This window comes from Pseudomonas ekonensis, from assembly GCF_019145435.1.
Classification (GTDB): domain Bacteria; phylum Pseudomonadota; class Gammaproteobacteria; order Pseudomonadales; family Pseudomonadaceae; genus Aquipseudomonas; species Aquipseudomonas ekonensis.
In genome coordinates, this window is the sequence record NZ_JAHSTS010000002.1 from 1091094 (window position 1) to 1109792 (window position 18699).

An 18699-nucleotide genomic window follows, 5' to 3' on the forward strand; every position below is an offset into this window, starting at 1 on the left:
ACCTGGCTACTGCGCATCCTTGCGTTCGGTTTCAAGCCTTGTTCGGCATCAGCCCCGGCAACGCATGCACCAACGCGTTGACGGCGAAACCGATGAACATCACCCCGCACAGCCGGGTGATCGCCAGCTCATGGCGTTGATACAGCGTGCGCACCTGACGGGCGCCGACGATGCCGATGAGGATAGCGTAGGCCAGCAGGCCGCCCAGGAAACTCAAGGCGATGAGCATCGGCAGCATCGACCAGTTGAGCAGCTCGGCGCGGCTCGACAGCAGCGCAGTGAAGGTCGCCACCGCCACCGGGTAGGCCTTGGGGTTGGTCAGGCCGAACAGGATGCCGTGCCAGAACGGCTGGCGCGCCGCGCCCTGGGGCTGGTCGCCGTTGCTGCGCCGGGCCCGCACCGCACGCCAGCCGAGCCAGAACAGGTACAGGCCGCTGAGCACGCCGAGCACGTCGAACGCCGTGCTGCCGATTTCCCGGGCGCCGACGATGGCGATCAGCGCGGTGCTGCACCACACCACGTCGCCCAACAGGTGCCCGCACAGGAACCCGGCCCCGGCCCGCCGCCCGCGCGCCGCGCCGATGCCGAACACCGCCAGCACGCCAGGACCTGGCGTGATGCCGTAGATGAACCCCGAGGCCAGCACGGCCATCAGCAACGATGAAGTCATGGAAAACCTGCAAGCGCCGGAAAACGTGGCCGCCAGTCTATCCCAGCGTTTGGCGAATATTCACGGTTCGTTGAAAAAACGCATGCCCGCGTAGGGCTTTTGCCGACATGCGGCCAACCGCGAAGCCAGATCACCGACATGGGCCTCAAGCTTGTGGCCGTCCGGATCGAGAAAGTAGAACGACGCACCTTCGCTGCGGTTGTCCCGCCATTCCCGCACGTTCGCGGCACGGAGCCTCTGCACGAACGGCAGGAAACCGGCTTCGCCGAGGCTGAAGGCGTAATGGGTGTAGTCGGCGGCGGCCTCGGAGCTGCGCCCGGGATCCAGCGACAGGCACAACCACAGGCCCGGCAGCGACAGATAGGCTCCGGCGTCCCAAGTAGCCTCGACGCGCAGGCCCAGCACATCGCGGTAGAACGCCAGGCTGCGCGCAAGATCGGTGACCGCGAGGGTCAGGTGATTGAGCCCGGTGAGCATCGGTTCAGTAGCCTCGCAGGTCTTCGGGGACAACGTATTGCCGGCCGTCGTAGCTCAGGGTGATTTGGGTGGCGCCCAGTTCCGTGGTGCTGGACACGCACGCCTGGCCCGACTTGACGGTCTTCAGTCGCGTGCCTTTGGTGGTCACGATCAGGTCGGAAAACCCGTGATGGGTCTGCGGCCCGACCTCAAGGGTGCGGCGAAGCGTCTTGCCCTCGCCTTCGCAATTGGCCATCCACTCGCCGCTGTTCTTGTAGACCACCAGGCCCTCAAGCACCGGCCGCAACTTGTCGCCTTCGCGGACATACAGCGCCAGATCGGTTTTCTCGTAGGGGTTGGCCCGGGAACTGTGGTCGAAACTCGAACGCAGCCCGAACGCCCGCACATCCGTCGCCAGGCGGTAACGGGCGGTATCGATCTTGAGGTCGTCGAAACGGATGGCATCGGAGTTGAAGGCGCCGGGTTTGACGTAGGTGACCAACGGCTTGAGGCTGGAGGCGTTGACGACCGACAGTTCCAGGTCGAACACGCCGTCCTCGCTGCCGTCGGCATCCGGCACGAACGAGGATTTGGCGGAAATCGCCTGATTCGCGAAGGCCGGCCAGATCTTGCAGCGGGACAGGGAATGGCCGTTGAAGGGCTTGGTTTCGCAGGCGGCCTGGGCTTGGGCGGAGAGGGCCAGAAGGCCCAGGGCGATGAGAAATCGGGAACGGGTGAGCATTGTTCTTCCTTGATGACAGCCGTGGAGGCACTGCCTGCGGCCCAATCTGACACGGTAATAAGCTGCGCACTATAAACCACACGACAGAAATCCCACGCCTTTCATGCACTCGCCTGAACCACCATTTGTCCCGCCCTGCTCAACGCCCCACGCAGAACGAGTCTGGAGACATGAAAGTAACAGCCCTCATGAGACTGGCACTCGCCCTCCACCCTCGACCCCTTCCTGAATTCGCCGATTCAACCAGTTCAACGCCTGATCCCCACCCCGCCGCCCATGCCACGCCAGCACAAAGGTGAACGGCGCGATCTCGAACGGCGGCGGCACGACGGCCAGCGATGTCCGGTCGATCCCGTCCAGCGCCCGCGAAGCCACGGTCAGGATCAGGTCGGTGCCGGCGATCAGCTGCGGGGCGACGCTCCAGTGCGGCAGGCTGACGGCGACGCGGCGGCGTTCGCGCAGGGCGGTCAGGGTGCGTTCGATTTCCGGAGTGCCGCTGCCGCGCATCTCCAGCAGGACGTGGGGGCGGGCGAGGTAGGTCGGCAGGTCGAGCGCGCCGTCGGCGGGCAGGCTCTGGCGATCCAGCAGGCAGGCGTAGCGTTCTTCGAACAAGGGCGTGCTGCGCAGCTCGCCGGGCAGGTCGGGGAAGACGCCGGCGGCGACGTCGATGTCCCCGTTGAGCACGCCTTCGAGCATGCCTTCGCGGCTGGCGTGGCAGATCTGCAGGTCAATGCCCGGCGCTTCGTGACGCAGGGTGCGGATCAGCCCCGGCAGGATGATCGCGGCGCCGTAGTCGGACATGGCCACGCGGAAGGTGCGCCGGGCGCTGGCCGGGGCGAACGCGTTCGGCGCCAGCAGGGCCTGCACCTGCGCCAGGGTTTCGGCCAGCGGCGCCGCCAGTTCCAGGGCCCGGGCCGTGGGCGCCAGGCCGGCGCCGGCCCGCACCAGCAGCGGATCGCCGAGCAGGTCGCGCAGACGGGCCAGCGCATGGCTGACCGCCGGCTGGCTCAGGTGCAGGCGCTCGGCGGCACGGGTCACGTGACGCTCGAGGAGCAAGGCGTCGAGGATCACCAGCAGGTTGAGATCGACGCGGCGCAGAGCATTCATCCGATGCATGTTCCCGATAGCAAAACGGAATTTAAATCTGCGCGACGAATGCCCTAGAGTCCAGCGAAACCTTGCCGGAGACGATCCATGGGAACCTTGCAGTGGGCTGGACTGTTGCTGTTGGCGGCGCTTGCCGGCGCCGTGGTGCCGTTTCAGAGTGCGCTCAACCTCAACCTGGCGCGGGGCCTGGGGCATCCGCTGTGGGCGACGATGGTCTCGCTGGTGGTGAGCGTGCTGGTGTTGCTGCCGGTGATTGTCGCGCTGCGCCTGCCGCTGCCGTCGCTGACGCAGACGGGAATGCCGCCGTTGTGGATGTGGACCGGCGGGGCGTTCGGGGTGTGTTTCGTCGGGCTGGCGGTGGTGCTGCTGCCCAGGCTCGGCGCCTCGGGTTTTGTGGCCCTGGCGCTGGCCGGGCAGGTCATGTCCTCGATGGTGCTCGATCACTTCGGGTGGTTCGGGCTGGCGGAGAAACACCTGACGATGCCTCGGTTGGCGGGGGCGGCGCTGCTGATTGCCGGTGTGGTGCTGATCCAGTTCGGGGAGGGAGCCGGCAAGCCGGTGGCGGCTGCCGGTTGAGTGTCTTGGCCTGGACCGTTCCCGTGCCGTTCCGTCAGTCTTCGCGGGCAAGTCGAATCGTCGCACCGCCGCTCAATGCTGAGCATCCCGCGATCACTGTGGGAGACAGCCTGCTGGCGATGGCGTCAGTCAAGTCGCCGCAGTGCTGGCCACATTGTCCTGCGTTCCGCCAGGAACCCGGCGGGAGCGGCCGCCTCAGAACGCATTGCGGAAAATCTCCTCGATCTGCCGCTGATCCGCCGCCCGCGGGTTGGTGAAGCCGCACGCGTCTTTCAGGGCGTTGGCGGCGAGCACCGGGATGTCGGTGCATTTGGCGCCCAGGTCGCGCAGGCCGCCGGGGATCTCGACGTCCTTGGCCAGGCAGCGGATCGCGGCGATGGCCGCTTGCGCGCCCTCCTCCGGGCTGAAGCCGCGGATGTCCGCGCCCATGGCGTGGGCCACGTCGGTGAGGCGGTCGGCGCACACCAGCGCGTTGAAGGTCTGCACATGGGGCAGCAGCACTGCGTTGCAGACGCCGTGGGGCAGATCGTAGAAGCCGCCCAACTGGTGCGCCATCGCGTGCACGTAACCCAACGACGCATTGTTGAACGCCATGCCGGCCAGGAATTGCGCGTAGGCCATGTTCTCCCGCGCCGCCAGGTCGCTGCCGTCGCGCACCGCCAGGCGCAGGTTGTTGCTGATCAGGGTCATGGCCTTGAGTGCGCAGGCGTCGGTGATCGGGTTGGCGGCGGTGGACACATAGGCCTCGATGGCGTGGGTCAGCGCGTCCATGCCGGTGGCGGCGGTGAGGCCCTTGGGCATCGCCACCATCAGCGCCGGGTCGTTGACCGACAGCAGCGGCGTGACGTTGCGGTCGACGATGGCCATTTTCACGTGGCGCGACTCGTCGGTGATGATGCAGAAACGGGTCATCTCGCTGGCGGTGCCGGCCGTGGTGTTGATCGCGATCAGCGGCAGCTGCGGCTTGACGGAGCGGTCGACGCCTTCGTAGTCGCTGATGTGCCCGCCGTTGGTTGCGCACAGGGCGATGCCCTTGGCGCAGTCGTGGGGCGAGCCGCCGCCCAGGGACACCACGAAATCGCAGCGGCCGGCCTTGAGCATCTCCAGCCCCGCTTCGACGTTGGCGATGCTCGGGTTGGGCTTGGCGCCGTCGAAGGTCACCGAGTCGATGTCCTGCATCGCCAGTTTCTCGGCGATCATCTGCGCCACGCCGGCCTTGGCCAGGCCCGCGTCGGTGACGATCAGCGCCTTGCGCAGGCCGTAGTTGCGGATCGCGCCCATGGCGTCGTCCAGGCAGCCGCTGCCCATGATGTTGACGGCGGGAATGAAGAACGTGCTGCTCATGAACGGGTCTCCTGACAGGGGGCGAACCGGCTGCTCCGATCCGGCGGATGCGCACAGGATCGACCGAACGGTCACGGCCGTTGTTGATCTGGCTCAATGCCCGCTCGTGATAAAGTCGCCGCCCATCTGCCCCTTTGTTTGAGACCTGCCCTGCAATGACCGATTTTCTGGATGTCGACGACCGCCTCGAAGACTGGAACGCCCTGCGCGACACCGTGGCCTTCGGCGGCCTGCTCACGGGCAACGGCGCCAGCCGCGCGGTGTGGGACGACTTCGGCTACGACTCGCTGTTCGAGAATGCCCGCACGGTGGAGGAAAAACCGCTGGGCGCGTCCGAGCTGGCGGTCTTCGACGCCCTGCAGACGCGCAGCTTCGAACAGGTGCTGGGCGCGCTGAAGACCACCAGCCGGGTGAACAAGGCCCTGGCGGTCAGCTCGGCGGCACCGCGCAACCGCTACTACGCGATCAAGGAAGCGCTGATCAACACGGTGCACGCGGCGCACATCCCCTGGCGCCTGGTCGAGGCGTCGACCCTGGCGACGCTGGGCGAGGAACTGGCCCGCTACCGCACGGTGTTCACCACCAACTACGACCTGCTCAACCACTGGGCGATCCAGCACGGCGGCGACGCCGTCGACGACCTGTTCAACGGCCCCGACGCCGGTTTCGACCTGTGCGCGAACGCCACGCACAAGCCGCGCCTGCTGTACCTGCACGGCGGCCTGCACCTGGTGCGCAACCAGGACGGCACGGCGCGCCGGCTGGCTTCGACCGAAGGCACGCTGCTGGGCCAGTTCGCCATCAACAACACGATCAAGACCCTCGACGACGTGCCTCTGATCGTCAACGAAGGGCCGGTGGCGGACAAGCTCAAGACCATCCGCAGTTCTGACTACCTGTCGTTCTGCCTGAACCAGTTGCAGCGGCACGGCGACAACCTGTGCCTGTTCGGCCATGCCCTGGGCGAGCAGGACGCGCACATCGTCCGCGCCTTGCGCCTGGCCCAACCCAAGGTCCTGGCGATCTCGGTCTACCCGCGCAGCAGCGCGTTCATTCAGCACCAGAAACGCCATTACGCCAGGCTGTTCGAGGGAACCGCGACCGAACTGCGCTTCTTCGACGCCAAGAGCCATGCGCTGGGGAATCCGAAGCTGTCGGTGCCCGTCGAGCTCTGATCTGTGGCGAGGGAGCTTGCTCCCTCGCCACAGGGGCTATCACTCTTCGGCGCTGTGCACCACCACCAGCAACTGCGCCTGCTCCTCGCCCACCGAGCGGATCCGGTGCGGCTTCTGCGCGTTGAAGTGCAGCGCGTCGCCCTTCTCCAGCAGCACCCGTTCGGTCATGAAGTCCACTTCCACCCGGCCTTCGTGGACGAACAGGAATTCCTCGCCCAAATGTTCCTTGAACGTCTTGTCGGTGAACTCGGCGGGCGGGTAGATGATGAACGGCAGCAGGCTGCGCTCGCTCACCTGACGGGCCAGCACCGCGTAGCCGTGGCTGTGGTCGTTGGCGGCCAGCGACTGGCGCTCGTGGCTGCGCACCAGGCTGTAGCTGTCGAGGCTGACGTTGTCCTCGGAGAACAGTTCCTCGACCTTCACGTTCAGCGCCTTGGCCAGTTTCAGCGCGGCGGCGATCGATGGCGTGTTGAGCCCGCGCTCGACCTTGGACAGGTAACTCTTGGTCATGCCGGATTTCTCGGCCAAGGCCTCGAGTGTCACGCCAAGTTTTTTTCTCAATAATTTCAAACGGATAGACATGCGAAGCGATTAATCCATCAAGGAAGCGACGATTATTCCTTGCCAATGACACAAAGTGTCATATAGCCTCTTTAGTGTCATTTGCAGTCACCCACGACCTTGCGAGCAGCGGAGCGACAGCAAACCCGACGTCCGTTGAACCCCCCAAAGGACACCGATATGGCCAAGACATTAGCACTACCCAAAGAGCAACTGGTCAAGCAGGCGCTGACGCAGATGCAGAACACCCTGGCGGATAATACGTGGACAGACCGGCAAAAGCTGGCCCTGACCTGCCGCATCCTGTTCGAGAACGGCCACGACGCCGGCCTCGCCGGGCAGATCACCGCCCGCGGGCCGCGGCCCGGCACTTACTGGACCCAGCAACTGGGCCTGGGTTTCGACGAGATCACCGCAAGCAACCTGCTGCTGGTCAACGAAGACCTGGAAGTGCTCGAAGGCCACGGCATGGCCAACCCGGCCAACCGCTTCCACAGCTGGGTGTACCGCGCCCGGCCGGACGTGAACTGCATCATCCACACGCACCCGACGCACATCGCCGCCCTGTCGATGCTGGAAGTGCCGCTGGAGATTTCCCACATGGACCTGTGCCCGCTGTACGACGACTGCGCCTTCCTCGAAGGCTGGCCGGGCGTGCCGGTGGGCAACGAAGAAGGCGAGCTGATCGCCGGCGCCCTGGGCGACAAGCGGGCGATCCTGCTGTCGCACCACGGACAGCTGTCCACCGGCGCCACCATCGAGGAGGCCTGCGTGATCGCGCAATTGATCGAGCGCGCCGCCAAACTGCAACTGCTGGCGATGGCGGCGGGCACCGTCAAGCCGATCATCCCGGCGCTGGGCCGCGAAGCCCATGACTGGGTGTCCAAGCCCAAGCGCCATGCCGCCGCCTTCAACTACTACGCCCGGCAGAATCTGCGCCAGCACGCCGATTGCCTGAACTGAAGCCCCTTTTCCACGGAGTCACTCCCATGTCCAAGACCGACATTCACGGCATCATCGGCTACACCGTCACCCCGTTCGGCGCCCACGGCGAAGGCCTCGACCTGCCGGCCCTCGGCCGCTCCATCGACCGGATGATCGACAGCGGCGTCCACGCCATCGCCCCGCTGGGCAGCACAGGCGAAGGCGCCTACCTGAGCGACGCCGAGTGGGATCAGGTCGCCGAGTTCAGCATTCGCCACGTGGCCAAGCGGGTGCCGACCATCGTCAGCGTGTCCGACCTGACCACCGCCAAGGCCGTCCGTCGTGCCCGTTTCGCCGAAGCCCACGGCGCCGACGTGGTGATGGTGCTGCCGGCCTCCTACTGGAAGCTCAGCGAAGCGGAGATCCTCGCCCACTACCGCGCCATCGGCGACAGCATCGGCGTGCCGATCATGCTCTACAACAACCCGGCCACCAGCGGCACCGACATGTCGGTGGAGCTGATCCTGCGCATCGTCAACGGCGTGGAGAACGTGACCATGGTCAAGGAGAGCACCGGCGACATCCAGCGCATGCACAAGCTGCAACTGCTCGGCGAAGGCCGGGTGCCGTTCTACAACGGCTGCAACCCGCTGGCCCTGGAAGCGTTCGCCGCCGGGGCCCGAGGTTGGTGCACGGCGGCGCCGAACCTGATCGCGCCACTCAACCTGGACCTGTACGCCGCCACGCTGGCGGGCGACCTGGCCAAGGCGCGGGAGCTGTTCTACCGCCAGTTGCCGCTGCTGGACTTCATCCTCAAGGGCGGCCTGCCGGCGACGATCAAGGCCGGCCTGCGCGAGACCGGGCTGGAGGCCGGCGACCCGCGCCTGCCGGTGTTCCCGCTGAGCGAGGCCGGACGCACGCAACTCAAGGCGCTGCTCAAGCTCCTGCGCTGATTCCGCCCTCCTGCAGGAGCGGGCCCGCTCGCGATGAGGCCGGCACAATCGAATGCCAGGCCGCCATCGCGAGCGGGCCCGCGCCCGCATCGGCGGTTCAGAGGACCGGCCGCGCCTTGTCCTTGACCGTCTTCGAAGGCCCGTTGGCCTTGACGCTGGCGATGCCCTTGTCGCAGGCGGCATCGGACGAATAGGCCTCGCTGCTGCCGATGACCTGGTGATTGGCAGCCTTGAGGTTGAAGTACGGGTGGCCGTCCTTCGTCGATTTTCGCTCGTAGCGTTCATCCAGCGGACTGTTGGCCTGCACCGCCGCGATGCCGGCCAGGGCCGCCGCGTGGGTGGTGTAAAGCTCGCCGGTCAAAATGGTCTCGGCGTTGGCGGCCTTCAGGACGAACCTGAACTGGCCGTTGCTGCTTTTGCTCAATTCGTACCATCCGGACATGTTCCTGCTCCCGTCGATTGGACTTCCGACAGTAAAGACCCTTTGCGCGGTTCGGCCACCGCATGACCTGTCGTTTGCCAACATGACAAATAGCAATCATTCTCGATATCATTCGCGCCTTTCTGCGCCCCCCCGCTCCGTCGAGAAGGATATCCATGTCCCGCCCAACGCCCGATCCTCTGCCGGTGGATTCATTTCGCCGGTTCTACAGGGACATCCTGCATTACCTGCACAAACGCACGGACAACCCCAGCGACGCGGCGGACATGACCCAGGACGTCTTCACCCAGTGGCTCGACTACCGCGACCGGGCCCAGGTCGAGCAGCCACGGGCCTTCCTGTTCCAGATGGCGCGCAATCTGCTGCGCGACCACTGGCGGCGACAGAAAGTGCGACATATCATCCAGCCCGCCCACGAGGCGGACCCGGAGCCTATGGCCGACGAACGCCAGGATCCGCTGGCCGCAGCGCAACGCCAGCAGCGCCTGGAACAGCTCAAGGCGGTGCTGGGCGAACTGTCGCCGCGCCGGCGCGAGGCACTGATGCTGCACCGCTTCGAAGGCCTGAGCCAGGCGCAGATCGCCGAGCGCATGGGCATCTCGCTGAGCATGGTGGAAAAGCACATCGCCTGTGCGCTGTTGCACTGCAAGCAACGCCTGGATCACGACAACGGCACGGAGCAGCCTCAATGAACGTCCCTCACGATTTGACCGTTGGCCCGGCGGGCGACAGCGTCGACGCGCAAGCCGCCGCCTGGTTCACGCGCAACCGCCGGCAACCGGGCCCCGCCACGCGCCGGGCATTCGAGTGGTGGCTGCGCGAGCCCGAACACGCCAAGGCCTATCAGGCGTTCGAAGCGCTGTGGGCCGACCTGGAAGGATTGCGGCCCTCGCAACGGCCGGCGGCCGTGGCGCCGCGAAAACCCGTCAGCCGTTGGCGCCCGGCGCTGGCGACGGCGGCGGCGTTGCTCTGCGCCGTGCTGGCCTTGCCGTTGGGCACGTCCCACGCGGTGCATCACCAACAGATCGCCACGCAGTCCAGGGACATGCGCACTCTCGAACTGCCGGACGGCAGCACGTTGTCGGTCAACGCCAACACGCAGCTGCGCATCGAGTTCGACAGCCAGCAGCGCCGGCTCATCCTCGAGCGCGGCCAGTTCTATGTGGACGTGGCGCCGGACAAGGAACGGCCGCTGTGGGTGCAGGCCGGCGACGCGACCGTGCGGGTGGTCGGCACCGGCTTCGATGTGCGGCGCAGCGATGCGCAACTGGTGGTGAGCGTCGCCCATGGCCAGGTGGCTTTCGCGCCGGCCAACCGGGCGCCGCTGCTGCTCGGTGCGCAGCAGCAAGCCGCGGTCGATCTGGCCGACGGCGCCGTGCGCCAGCAGACCCTGGCCGACGGCCAGGTGGCCGACTGGCGCACCGGGCATCTGTCGTTCCGCAACCGCGACCTCGCCAGCCTGGTGGACGAGCTGAACCTCTACCGCCCTCACCCTGTGCTGCTGGCCAACGCCAGACTGGGGCAGATCAAGGTTTCCGGCCATCTCGACACCCAGGACCCGGACGCCCTGGTCAACGCCCTGCCCGCCCTGATTCCGGTGAAGGCCGTGCCCCTGGCCGACGGCCGCATCCGCCTGGAAAACCGCTGACGGCACCTCACATGAGAATATTTTGCATTCGCATGTGAGGTTTTTTTCGCCTGTCCCGTCTTCCTCCGGTCTGCGTTCCGAACGCAGGCCTTTCCGGCCCTTTTGCCGCTTTGGGGGATTCCATGTTTCGCGTGCTTTCGCCGTACCCGCTCACCTGCCTTCGACCGACCCTGCTCGCCGCCTGCCTGGCGTTCAGCGTTCAGGCCCATGCCGACAACCTCAGCCTGCATCTGCCGGCGCAGCCGCTGGCCGCCTCGCTGAGCCAGATCGCGCAGCAGGCCGGGATCCAGCTGCTGTTCGATGAAGCGCAGCTGCGCGACCTCAAGGCCCCGGCCCTCGACGGCGAATACAGCGCGGAAGCCGCCATCCGGCAATTGCTGGAAAACAGCCCGTTCGGCCTGATCAAGGTCAACCAGACCTATGTGGTGCGCCCTCAAGAACCCGTGGCCAGCAGCGGCGACGGGATCCAGCTCGACGCCCTGAGCGTGATCGGCAGCGGCACCGAGGTCGATTCCGGCACCGTGGGCCGCTCGACCCTGACCCAGGCCGACATCGACCGCCGCCAGCCCGCCAACATCCCCAGCCTGCTCGCCACCCTGCCGGGCGTGAGCATGGGCGGATCGATGAAGCCCGGCGGCCAGACCATCAACATCTGGGGCCTGGGCGACGCCGAGGACGTACCGCTGACCGTCGACGGCGCCACCAAGAGCGGCTTCGAGCGCTATCAGCAGGGCACGATTTTCATCGAGCCGGAACTGATCAAACGCATCGAGGTGGAAAAAGGCCCGCACTCGGTGCTCACTGGCAACGGCGGCTTCGGCGGCACCGTCCACATGGAAACCAAGGACGCGCCGGACCTGCTGCAAGAAGGTCGCAACAGCGGCGCGATGGTCAAGTACGGCTACGCCAGCAACGACCATCAGCAGACCTACAGCGGCGCCGCGTTCGGCCGCACCGAAGACGGCCGCGCCGACGCGCTGGTGTACCTGACCCGACGCGACGGCGGCGACATGAAGCTGGCCGGTACCCCGCCGGATCCGGACAACCAGTTCCCGATCAACCCCAAGCGCCTGCCCAACAGCGCCCAGGACCTGGACGGCCAGTTGCTCAAGTTCAACCTGCACCTGGACGACGAGCACAGCGTGGGCCTGTCCTACTCGCGTTCGCAAAGCGAGCGCTGGACACCGTTCTCGTCCGCCAGCTACCCGACGCCGCCGACCTGGTCCAACATCAAGCAGTACGGCTACGACAAGGCGCTCAAGCGCTTCCTGGCCAACCGCGAAACCGTCGACACCACCTGGTCGGCCAAGTACCAGTACCAGCCGCTGGACAACCGCCTGATCGACTTCAAGCTCAGCTATTCGGAGTCCAACACCGACCAGACCGACGAGCGCGACGCCACGGCGTTCTTCCAGACCTCCACCGGCGGACGCAAGATGGACACCGCCTACAAGGACCGCATCGTCGAGGCCAGCAACGTCAGCCTGTTCGAGACCGGCCCGCTGGCCCACGCGTTCACCACCGGCGTGCAACTGCGCCGCCACAGCCGCGACACCGAAATGTGGATGCCGGGCAAGGCCTACGAGGTGCCCAAGTACAACGGCGGCCGCTTCCAGCCCAGCTTCATGCCCCAGGGCAAGGTCGACACCAACAGCGTCTACTTCCAGGATGCCATCACCCTGGGCGACTTCACCCTGACCCCGTCCCTGCGCTACGACCACGTGCGCAACCGCGGCGAAGCCAACGAAGCGCCGTACTACAACAACCCGGATCCGGCCTTCGGCCATGACTACAGCGACCGCACCTACACCGGCTGGTCGCCGCGCCTGTCGGCCTTCTGGCGGATGACCCCGGACGTCGGCTTCTTCGTCGACTACAGCAAGACCTGGCGCGCGCCGGTGATCGACGAACAGTACGAAGTCCAGGGCCTGGGCAGCCGCACCGCCACCAGCGTCGACCTCGACCCGGAACGCATCACCGGCTGGCGCGCCGGCAACATCAGCCACTTCGCCGGCGTGTTCACCGACCACGACAACGTGCAGGTGCGCACCACCCTGTTCCGCAACAAGATCGACGACGAGATCTTCAAGGCCACCGGCATCGGCTGCGAAAACCAGGCGATCAAGGGCGGCAGCATCGCCACCGACTGCAAAGGCATGGGCCCGATGGGCAACTACCGCAACATCGGCGGGGTGACCATCAAGGGCTTCGAGGTCGAGAGCTTCTATGACTCGACGTACCTGTTCGGCTCGCTGTCCTACTCGTGGATGACCGGCAAGCACGAGGGGGCCTACACCAACCCGTGGGGGCCGGACGTCTGGGCCCGGGACATTCCGCCGGCCAAGTGGGTGGCGGTGCTCGGCGTGAAGATCCCGTCCTGGGACGCTCAGGTCGGCTGGCAAGGCGAGTTCGTGCGCCAGACCGACCGCCTGCCGAGCGACAAGTACGGCTCCGGCAAGAACACCGTAGGCGATGTGTTCTACGACCAGTACGACAACGACCGCTACAACGTGCAGGGCCTGTTCGCCAACTGGAAACCGCAGCAGCCTTACCTCAAGGGCACCGAGGTGAACCTGACCGTCGACAACCTGTTCAACGAGGACTACCGCCCGGCCCTCAGCGGTGACCGCGCCTACAGCCAGGGGCGCAACGCCAAAGTGAGCGTGACGCGGTTCTTCTGACCCGTCCGGCGGCGCCCTTGCGGGCGCCGGCCTGCTGGCTCCCGCAAGGGCGCCGCCGGTCGGCTACAGGGTGATCTTGGTGCCCAGCAGCCCGAGGAACCCGGCCAGCCAGTGCGGATGCGCCGGCCAGGCCGGGGCGGTGGCCAGGTTGCCCTGGACATGGCCCTCGGTCACCGGGATGTCGATGTAGGTACCGCCGGCCAGACGCACCTCCGGCGCACAGGCCGGGTAGGCGCTGCACTCGCGCCCCTCCAGAACGCCCGCCGCCGCCAGCAGCTGCGCCCCGTGGCACACCGCCGCGATCGGCTTGCCGGCCTGGTCGAAGGCGCGCACCAGCTCCAGCACCTTCTCGTTCAACCGCAGGTATTCCGGCGCACGGCCGCCGGGGATCAGCAAGGCGTCGTAGTCCTTGGCCTGGACCTTGGCGAAATCGAAGTTCAGGGCGAACAGGTGACCGGGTTTCTCGCTGTAGGTCTGGTCGCCTTCGAAATCATGGATCGCCGTGCGCACCGTCTTGCCCGCCGCCTTGTCCGGGCACACGGCATGCACGGTGTGACCGACCATCTGCAGGGCCTGGAACGGCACCATCACTTCATAGTCTTCGACATAGTCGCCGACCAGCATCAGGATTTTCTTTGCGGCCATGGCCCAGGCTCCTCAGGTAAATGCACAGGAACCTACAAGGTAGACCGGATTCGCCGCCTCTGCGGACTTGTGGCTTGCACCTTGCCGCTTACCGCTTACCGCTTACCGCTTACCGCTTACCGCTTACCGCTTGCCGCTTGCCGCTTGCCGCTTGCAACCAAACTGTACCGACCATTCTGCGGCCAGCTGTAAGCGCCAAACCCGGCGGTTTATGGCTAGATGAACCCACCTCCCTGCCACCTTCCTTACCGGTCGCCAACATGTCCTCCCGCGAAAACACCGGCATGGCCCTGGGCCTGCTCGGCGTTGTGATCTTCAGCCTCACCCTGCCCTTCACCCGGATCGTGGTGCAGGAACTGCACCCGCTGCTCAACGGCCTGGGCCGTGCCTTGTTCGCGGCGGTGCCGGCGGCATTGTTGCTGTTGTGGCGACGGGAAAAGTGGCCGACCTGGCATCAGGTCAAAGGCCTGAGCCTGGTGATCGCCGGCGTGATCCTGGGCTTTCCGGTGCTGTCGGCCTGGGCCATGCAGACCTTGCCGGCGTCCCATGGCGCACTGGTCAACGGCCTGCAACCGCTGTGCGTGGCGCTGTACGCCGCGTGGCTGTCCCACGAGCGGCCGTCGAAGGCCTTCTGGGCCTGCGCAGCCCTGGGCAGCGCGCTGGTGCTCGGCTACGCGCTGCTCAGCGGCGCCGGCAGCATCCAGGCCGGCGACCTGCTGATGCTCGCCGCCATTGCGGTGGGTGGACTGGGCTACGCCGAGGGCGGCCGGCTGGCCAAGGAGATGGGCGGCTGGCAGGTGATCTGCTGGGCGCTGGTGCTGTCGACGCCGCTGCTGGTCGGCCCGGTGCTGTACCTGGCGCTGCAGCATCAGGGCGCGGTGTCGGCGAAGACCTGGTGGGCGTTCGGCTACGTCGCGCTGTTCTCGCAGTTCATCGGCTTCTTCGCCTGGTACGCCGGCCTGGCCATGGGCGGCATCGCCCGGGTCAGCCAGATCCAGCTGCTGCAGATCTTCTTCACCATCGCGTTTTCGGCGCTGTTCTTCGGCGAGCACGTGGAGCCGGTCACCTGGGTGTTTGCCTGCGGGGTGATCGCGACGGTGATGCTCGGGCGCAAGACCGCGGTGCAATCGAAGGTGAGAGCCACCGCCTAGGTTTTGCCCGGCGGTGATTTGACTGACGCCATCGCCAGCCTGCTGGCGATGGCGTCCGCCCAGCCCCCCGCAACTCAGGTCAGGCCAGGTAACCGTCGGCCCGCAGCAGGGTTTCCAGGCAGTGCTCGCTGATGTGGTAGAACGCCTTCAGTTCCTGGATCTTCTCCAGCAGCCGGGCCGGATCCACCGGTTCGGCGCGCTTGACCGCCAGGATCATCTTGTTCTTGTTGGTGTGCTCCAGCGAAATGAACTCGAACACCTTGGTCTCGTAGCCGCAGGCCTCCAGGAACAGCGCGCGCAGGCTGTCGGTGACCATTTCCGCCTGCTGCCCCAGGTGCAGGCCGTATTGCAGCATCGGCTTGAGCAGCGCCGGGCTCTGGATCTGCAGGCGGATCTGCTTGTGGCAGCACGGCGAGCACAGGATGATCGACGCCCCGGAGCGGATGCCGGTGTGGATCGCGTAATCGGTGGCGATGTCGCAGGCATGCAGGGCGATCATCACGTCCAGCTCGCTCGGCGCCACGCTGCGCACGTCGCCGCACTTGAACGCCAGGCCCGGGTGCGCCAGCTTCTGCGCGGCGGCGTTGCACAGGTCGACCATCTCTTGGCGCAGCTCGACGCCGGTGACTTCGCCCTCGGCCTTGAGGGTGTTGCGCAGGTAGTCATGGATGGCGAAGGTCAGGTAGCCCTTGCCCGAGCCGAAGTCCGCCACCCGCACCGGTTTGTCCAGCGCCAGCGGCGACGAGGTCAGCGCATGGCTGAACACTTCGATGAACTTGTTGATCTGCTTCCACTTGCGCGACATCGCCGGGATCAGCTCGCCCTGGGCGTTGGTCACGCCCAGGTCCGTGAGGAACGGCCGGTTCAGTTCGAGGAAGCGGTGCTTCTCGCGGTTGTGGCCGGCGGTCGGCGCTTCGCGCAGTTGCTGGGGTTTGCTCATGAACAGCGAAGGCTTGCCCTTCTTGCTGTATTCGAGCTGGGCTTCGTCGGTCAGCGTCAGCAGGTGCGCGTTCCTGAACGACCCGGGCAACAGACCGGCGACCGCCGCCACACCGTCGGCCAGGGCCAGGTTCTTGGTGATGTCGCGGGTCTTGTAGCGGTAGACGAAGGACAGGCTCGGCTGGCCCTTGACCGTCACCGGTTTGATGATGACCCGCTGCAGGTCCGCCTCGTCGCCGACGTACCGGGCCAGCACCAGTTTGATGAAGCCGTTCTGATCGAGGCTGGTTTGCAGCAGGCCGATGAACCTGGCGTGCTGATCGGGGGTGGAAGCGGCGGTGACGGACATGCGGAAAACGGCCTCGGACGGGGCAAATCGGGAATGGCGCACAGTTTAGGGGGGATGGGCGTCGGGGACACGCAGTTATTTGCCCAACGGCGCAGATTCCCCCTGTGCCGGATCGCCACAGGCCTCAGCCCAGCACCACCAGGCGGTTCGGCAACTCGTTGCGCACCTGGGTCACCGGCACATGCACCTTGAGCAGTTCGCCGCAGGCCTCGATGCACGCGACGAAGCCCTGCAATGTCTGCCCCTGGCGCACCTGCTCGGTGAACGTTGCGACGATCGCATCCCAGCTGCGGTTGTCCAGTCGGCGGGAGATGCCTTCGTCCACCAGGATCTCCACGTAGCGCTCGGCCTCGCAGACGAAGATCAGCATCCCGGTGCCGCCCACCGTGTGGTGCAGGTTCTGCTCCAGGAACTGCCGGCGCGCCAGGTTCGACGCCCGCCAGTGGCGCACCCGGCGCGGCACCAGGTGGGTGGTGACCTTGGGCAGGCGGAACACCAGGCACAGCACGATGAACACACCCCACTGCACCACCAGCAGGCTGCGCAGGGTCAGCCAGCCGGTGAAGTAATGCACGACGCCCGGCAGCACCAGCGCCAGCAGGCTGGCCCACAGCAGCGGGACGTAGGCGTAGTCGTCGGCGCGGGCGGCCAGCACCGTCACCAGTTCGGCGTCGGTCTCGCGCTCGACCCGGGCGATCGCCTCGGCGACCTTGCGTTGTTCGTGTTCGGTCAGTAATGCCATGTCGTGAAATGCCCAGTCTTATTGTTGTGTCACCAGCCGCCGGACGATCCGCCGCCGCCGAAACTGCCCCCGCCGCCGCTGAAGCCTCCGCCCCCGCCGCCACCGAAGCCGCCACCGCCGAAACCGCCGCCCGATCCCCCGGAACCGCCCCGGCCGGCGGGAAGGATACCGAGCATCTGGCAGACAAAGACAGTCAGGATGAACAACATGACGAGAAACACGAACAGGGTCGGATGGCGGGAGACGAAATCGTCCGCCGGATCGCCCGCCGGTTCGTACACCGTCGACGGCTCGTCCAGCGGATTGCCGCCCAGCACCACCAGCATCGCCGCCACGCCGTCGCTGATGCCCTTGCTGAAGTTGCCGGCCTTGAAGGCCGGCGTGATGACCTGATGGATGATCACCGAACCCTGGGCGTCGGTCAGCCGATCCTCCAGGCCGTAGCCGACTTCGATGCGCAACTTGCGCTCGGCGCGGGCGACGATCAGCAGCGCGCCGTTGTCCTTGTCTTTCTGGCCGATGCCCCAATGCCGGCCGAGCTGGACGCCGAAGTCCTCGATGGTGTCGCCCTGCAGGTCCGGCAACGTGACCACGACCACCTGCTCGCCGGTGGCCTGCTCGTGGGCCTGCAGTTGCTGGCTCAACTGGGCGCGCACCGACGGCTCGATCATCTGCGCCTGATCCACCACCCGCCCGGTCAGGGCCGGGAACGTCAGTTCGGCCAACGCGCTGCCGGCCAACAGCCACAGCGTCAGCGCCAGACCCGCCCTCAACATGCGCATGGCCGGCACCGGATCAGAACTTCACTTGCGGCGCCTTGTCCGCGCCGGGGCTGGTGGCCTCGAAGGTCTCGCGCACCGGCAGGTCGCTGTACATCACCTTGTGCCAGAGCAGGCCGGGGAAGGTGCGGATCTCGGTGTTGTACTTCTGCACCGCCAGGATGAAGTCGCGCCGGGCCACGCTGATGCGGTTCTCCGTGCCTTCGAGCTGGGACTGCAAGGCGAGGAAGTTCTGGTTGGCCTTAAGGTCCGGGTAGCGCTCGGACACCACCATCAGCCGGCTCAAGGCGCCGCTGAGCTGATCCTGGGCCTGCTGGAACTGCTTGAGCCTTTCCGGGTTGTCGAGGGTGCTGGCGTCGACCTGGATCGAGGTGGCCTTGGCCCGCGCCTCGACCACGGCGGTCAGGGTCGCTTCCTCATGCTTGGCGTAGCCCTTGACCGTCTCCACCAGGTTGGGGATCAGGTCGGCGCGCCGCTGGTACTGGTTCTGCACCTGGCCCCAGGCGGCCTTGGCCTGCTCGTCGAGGGTCGGGATGTTGTTGATGCCGCAGGCGGTCAACAGCGTGGCCAGCACCAGCAAGGTGGCGACCTGCAAACGCGAACGGTGGGCGGGACTGACATTCATCGCACGGGTGCTCCCTGGCGCATTCCATTAAAAGGCGATCGCGAAACATTCTCGGCGGGCTCTTGGGGCATAATCGCCCGCGCCACTGGATTGCCGCAGGCCGATGGGCTACAAAGAGGCCCTGCGCGATCGCGTCGCCGAACACCGGCGACGTTTTTTCGGCTGTCGTTTTTTCAATCAGCACCCGAAC

General features: G+C 66.3%; 20 protein-coding genes. 8 read left to right on the forward strand and 12 right to left on the reverse strand.

Going from position 1 to position 18699, the window contains the following annotated elements:
* Positions 1 to 31: 31 nt before the first annotated feature.
* The 4 genes from KVG96_RS17990 to KVG96_RS18005 form a co-directional block, all read right to left on the reverse strand.
* Complete coding sequence (locus KVG96_RS17990; RefSeq protein ID WP_085585204.1) at positions 32 to 670, reverse strand: LysE family translocator; 639 nt, start codon at positions 668 to 670, stop codon at positions 32 to 34.
* Between the two features lie 60 nt (positions 671 to 730).
* A complete protein-coding gene (gene fos, locus KVG96_RS17995; RefSeq protein WP_217893292.1) occupies positions 731 to 1147 on the reverse strand; it encodes a fosfomycin resistance glutathione transferase in 417 nt (138 codons plus the stop codon).
* 4 nt (positions 1148 to 1151) lie between these two features.
* Complete coding sequence (locus KVG96_RS18000) at positions 1152 to 1868, reverse strand: PA3715 family protein (protein WP_217893293.1); 717 nt, start codon at positions 1866 to 1868, stop codon at positions 1152 to 1154.
* A 186-nt stretch (positions 1869 to 2054) separates the two neighbouring features.
* Positions 2055 to 2984 (reverse strand): LysR family transcriptional regulator, encoded by a 930-nt coding sequence (locus KVG96_RS18005; protein WP_217893294.1) that lies wholly within the window; start codon positions 2982 to 2984, stop codon positions 2055 to 2057.
* Between the two features lie 78 nt (positions 2985 to 3062).
* Between KVG96_RS18005 and KVG96_RS18010 the strand changes: the two genes are divergently transcribed.
* Entirely contained in the window at positions 3063 to 3551 is a 489-nt protein-coding gene (locus KVG96_RS18010) for a DMT family transporter (protein ID WP_217893295.1), read from the forward strand.
* A 195-nt stretch (positions 3552 to 3746) separates the two neighbouring features.
* Here KVG96_RS18010 and yiaY read toward each other — a convergent pair whose 3' ends face one another.
* Positions 3747 to 4895, reverse strand: a complete 1149-nt coding sequence (gene yiaY, locus KVG96_RS18015) for an L-threonine dehydrogenase (RefSeq protein ID WP_217893296.1) — start codon at positions 4893 to 4895, stop codon at positions 3747 to 3749.
* Positions 4896 to 5050: 155 nt separating this feature from the next.
* Here yiaY and KVG96_RS18020 point away from each other — a divergent pair, with 155 nt between their 5' ends.
* Positions 5051 to 6070 carry a DUF4917 family protein gene (locus tag KVG96_RS18020; protein ID WP_217893297.1) on the forward strand — a complete coding sequence of 340 codons (1020 nt, stop codon included), beginning with the start codon at positions 5051 to 5053 and terminating at the stop codon, positions 6068 to 6070.
* A 39-nt stretch (positions 6071 to 6109) separates the two neighbouring features.
* Here KVG96_RS18020 and KVG96_RS18025 read toward each other — a convergent pair whose 3' ends face one another.
* Positions 6110 to 6652, reverse strand: coding sequence for a helix-turn-helix domain-containing protein (locus KVG96_RS18025; RefSeq protein WP_217893298.1), 543 nt, complete (start codon positions 6650 to 6652; stop codon positions 6110 to 6112).
* A gap of 159 nt (positions 6653 to 6811) precedes the next feature.
* Here KVG96_RS18025 and KVG96_RS18030 point away from each other — a divergent pair, with 159 nt between their 5' ends.
* Both KVG96_RS18030 and KVG96_RS18035 read left to right on the forward strand, forming a co-directional pair.
* Positions 6812 to 7594 carry an aldolase gene (locus KVG96_RS18030; protein ID WP_217893299.1) on the forward strand — a complete coding sequence of 261 codons (783 nt, stop codon included), beginning with the start codon at positions 6812 to 6814 and terminating at the stop codon, positions 7592 to 7594.
* A 26-nt stretch (positions 7595 to 7620) separates the two neighbouring features.
* A complete protein-coding gene (locus tag KVG96_RS18035; protein WP_217893300.1) occupies positions 7621 to 8508 on the forward strand; it encodes a dihydrodipicolinate synthase family protein in 888 nt (295 codons plus the stop codon).
* A 97-nt stretch (positions 8509 to 8605) separates the two neighbouring features.
* Here KVG96_RS18035 and KVG96_RS18040 read toward each other — a convergent pair whose 3' ends face one another.
* Positions 8606 to 8950 carry a YegP family protein gene (locus KVG96_RS18040; protein WP_217893301.1) on the reverse strand — a complete coding sequence of 115 codons (345 nt, stop codon included), beginning with the start codon at positions 8948 to 8950 and terminating at the stop codon, positions 8606 to 8608.
* 155 nt (positions 8951 to 9105) lie between these two features.
* On the opposite strand from KVG96_RS18040, the gene KVG96_RS18045 reads away from it, so the two are divergent.
* The 3 genes from KVG96_RS18045 (at position 9106) to KVG96_RS18055 (ending at position 13279) form a co-directional block, all read left to right on the forward strand.
* Positions 9106 to 9642 carry an RNA polymerase sigma factor gene (locus KVG96_RS18045; RefSeq protein ID WP_217893302.1) on the forward strand — a complete coding sequence of 179 codons (537 nt, stop codon included), beginning with the start codon at positions 9106 to 9108 and terminating at the stop codon, positions 9640 to 9642.
* Complete coding sequence (locus KVG96_RS18050) at positions 9639 to 10598, forward strand: FecR family protein (RefSeq protein ID WP_217893303.1); 960 nt, start codon at positions 9639 to 9641, stop codon at positions 10596 to 10598. The genes KVG96_RS18045 and KVG96_RS18050 overlap by 4 nt, the downstream gene beginning before the upstream one ends.
* A 122-nt stretch (positions 10599 to 10720) precedes the next feature.
* The gene (locus tag KVG96_RS18055) at positions 10721 to 13279 is read left to right on the forward strand and encodes a TonB-dependent receptor (protein WP_217893304.1); all 2559 of its coding nucleotides are present in this window, start codon (positions 10721 to 10723) and stop codon (positions 13277 to 13279) included.
* Positions 13280 to 13342: 63 nt separating this feature from the next.
* On the opposite strand, the gene KVG96_RS18060 is transcribed toward KVG96_RS18055, so the two are convergent.
* A complete protein-coding gene (locus KVG96_RS18060; RefSeq protein ID WP_217893305.1) occupies positions 13343 to 13924 on the reverse strand; it encodes a DJ-1/PfpI family protein in 582 nt (193 codons plus the stop codon).
* Positions 13925 to 14184: 260 nt separating this feature from the next.
* Between KVG96_RS18060 and KVG96_RS18065 the strand changes: the two genes are divergently transcribed.
* Entirely contained in the window at positions 14185 to 15075 is an 891-nt protein-coding gene (locus KVG96_RS18065; RefSeq protein WP_217893306.1) for a DMT family transporter, read from the forward strand.
* 79 nt (positions 15076 to 15154) lie between these two features.
* Here the strand turns inward: KVG96_RS18065 and KVG96_RS18070 are convergent, their stop codons facing one another.
* The 4 genes from KVG96_RS18070 to KVG96_RS18085 form a co-directional block, all read right to left on the reverse strand.
* Positions 15155 to 16363, reverse strand: a complete 1209-nt coding sequence (locus tag KVG96_RS18070) for a class I SAM-dependent methyltransferase (protein ID WP_217893307.1) — start codon at positions 16361 to 16363, stop codon at positions 15155 to 15157.
* Positions 16364 to 16487: 124 nt separating this feature from the next.
* Entirely contained in the window at positions 16488 to 17105 is a 618-nt protein-coding gene (locus KVG96_RS18075; protein ID WP_217893308.1) for a TPM domain-containing protein, read from the reverse strand.
* A gap of 29 nt (positions 17106 to 17134) precedes the next feature.
* Positions 17135 to 17887, reverse strand: coding sequence for a TPM domain-containing protein (locus KVG96_RS18080; RefSeq protein ID WP_217893309.1), 753 nt, complete (start codon positions 17885 to 17887; stop codon positions 17135 to 17137).
* A gap of 13 nt (positions 17888 to 17900) precedes the next feature.
* The gene (locus KVG96_RS18085; protein WP_217893310.1) at positions 17901 to 18509 is read right to left on the reverse strand and encodes a LemA family protein; all 609 of its coding nucleotides are present in this window, start codon (positions 18507 to 18509) and stop codon (positions 17901 to 17903) included.
* Positions 18510 to 18699: the final 190 nt, after the last annotated feature.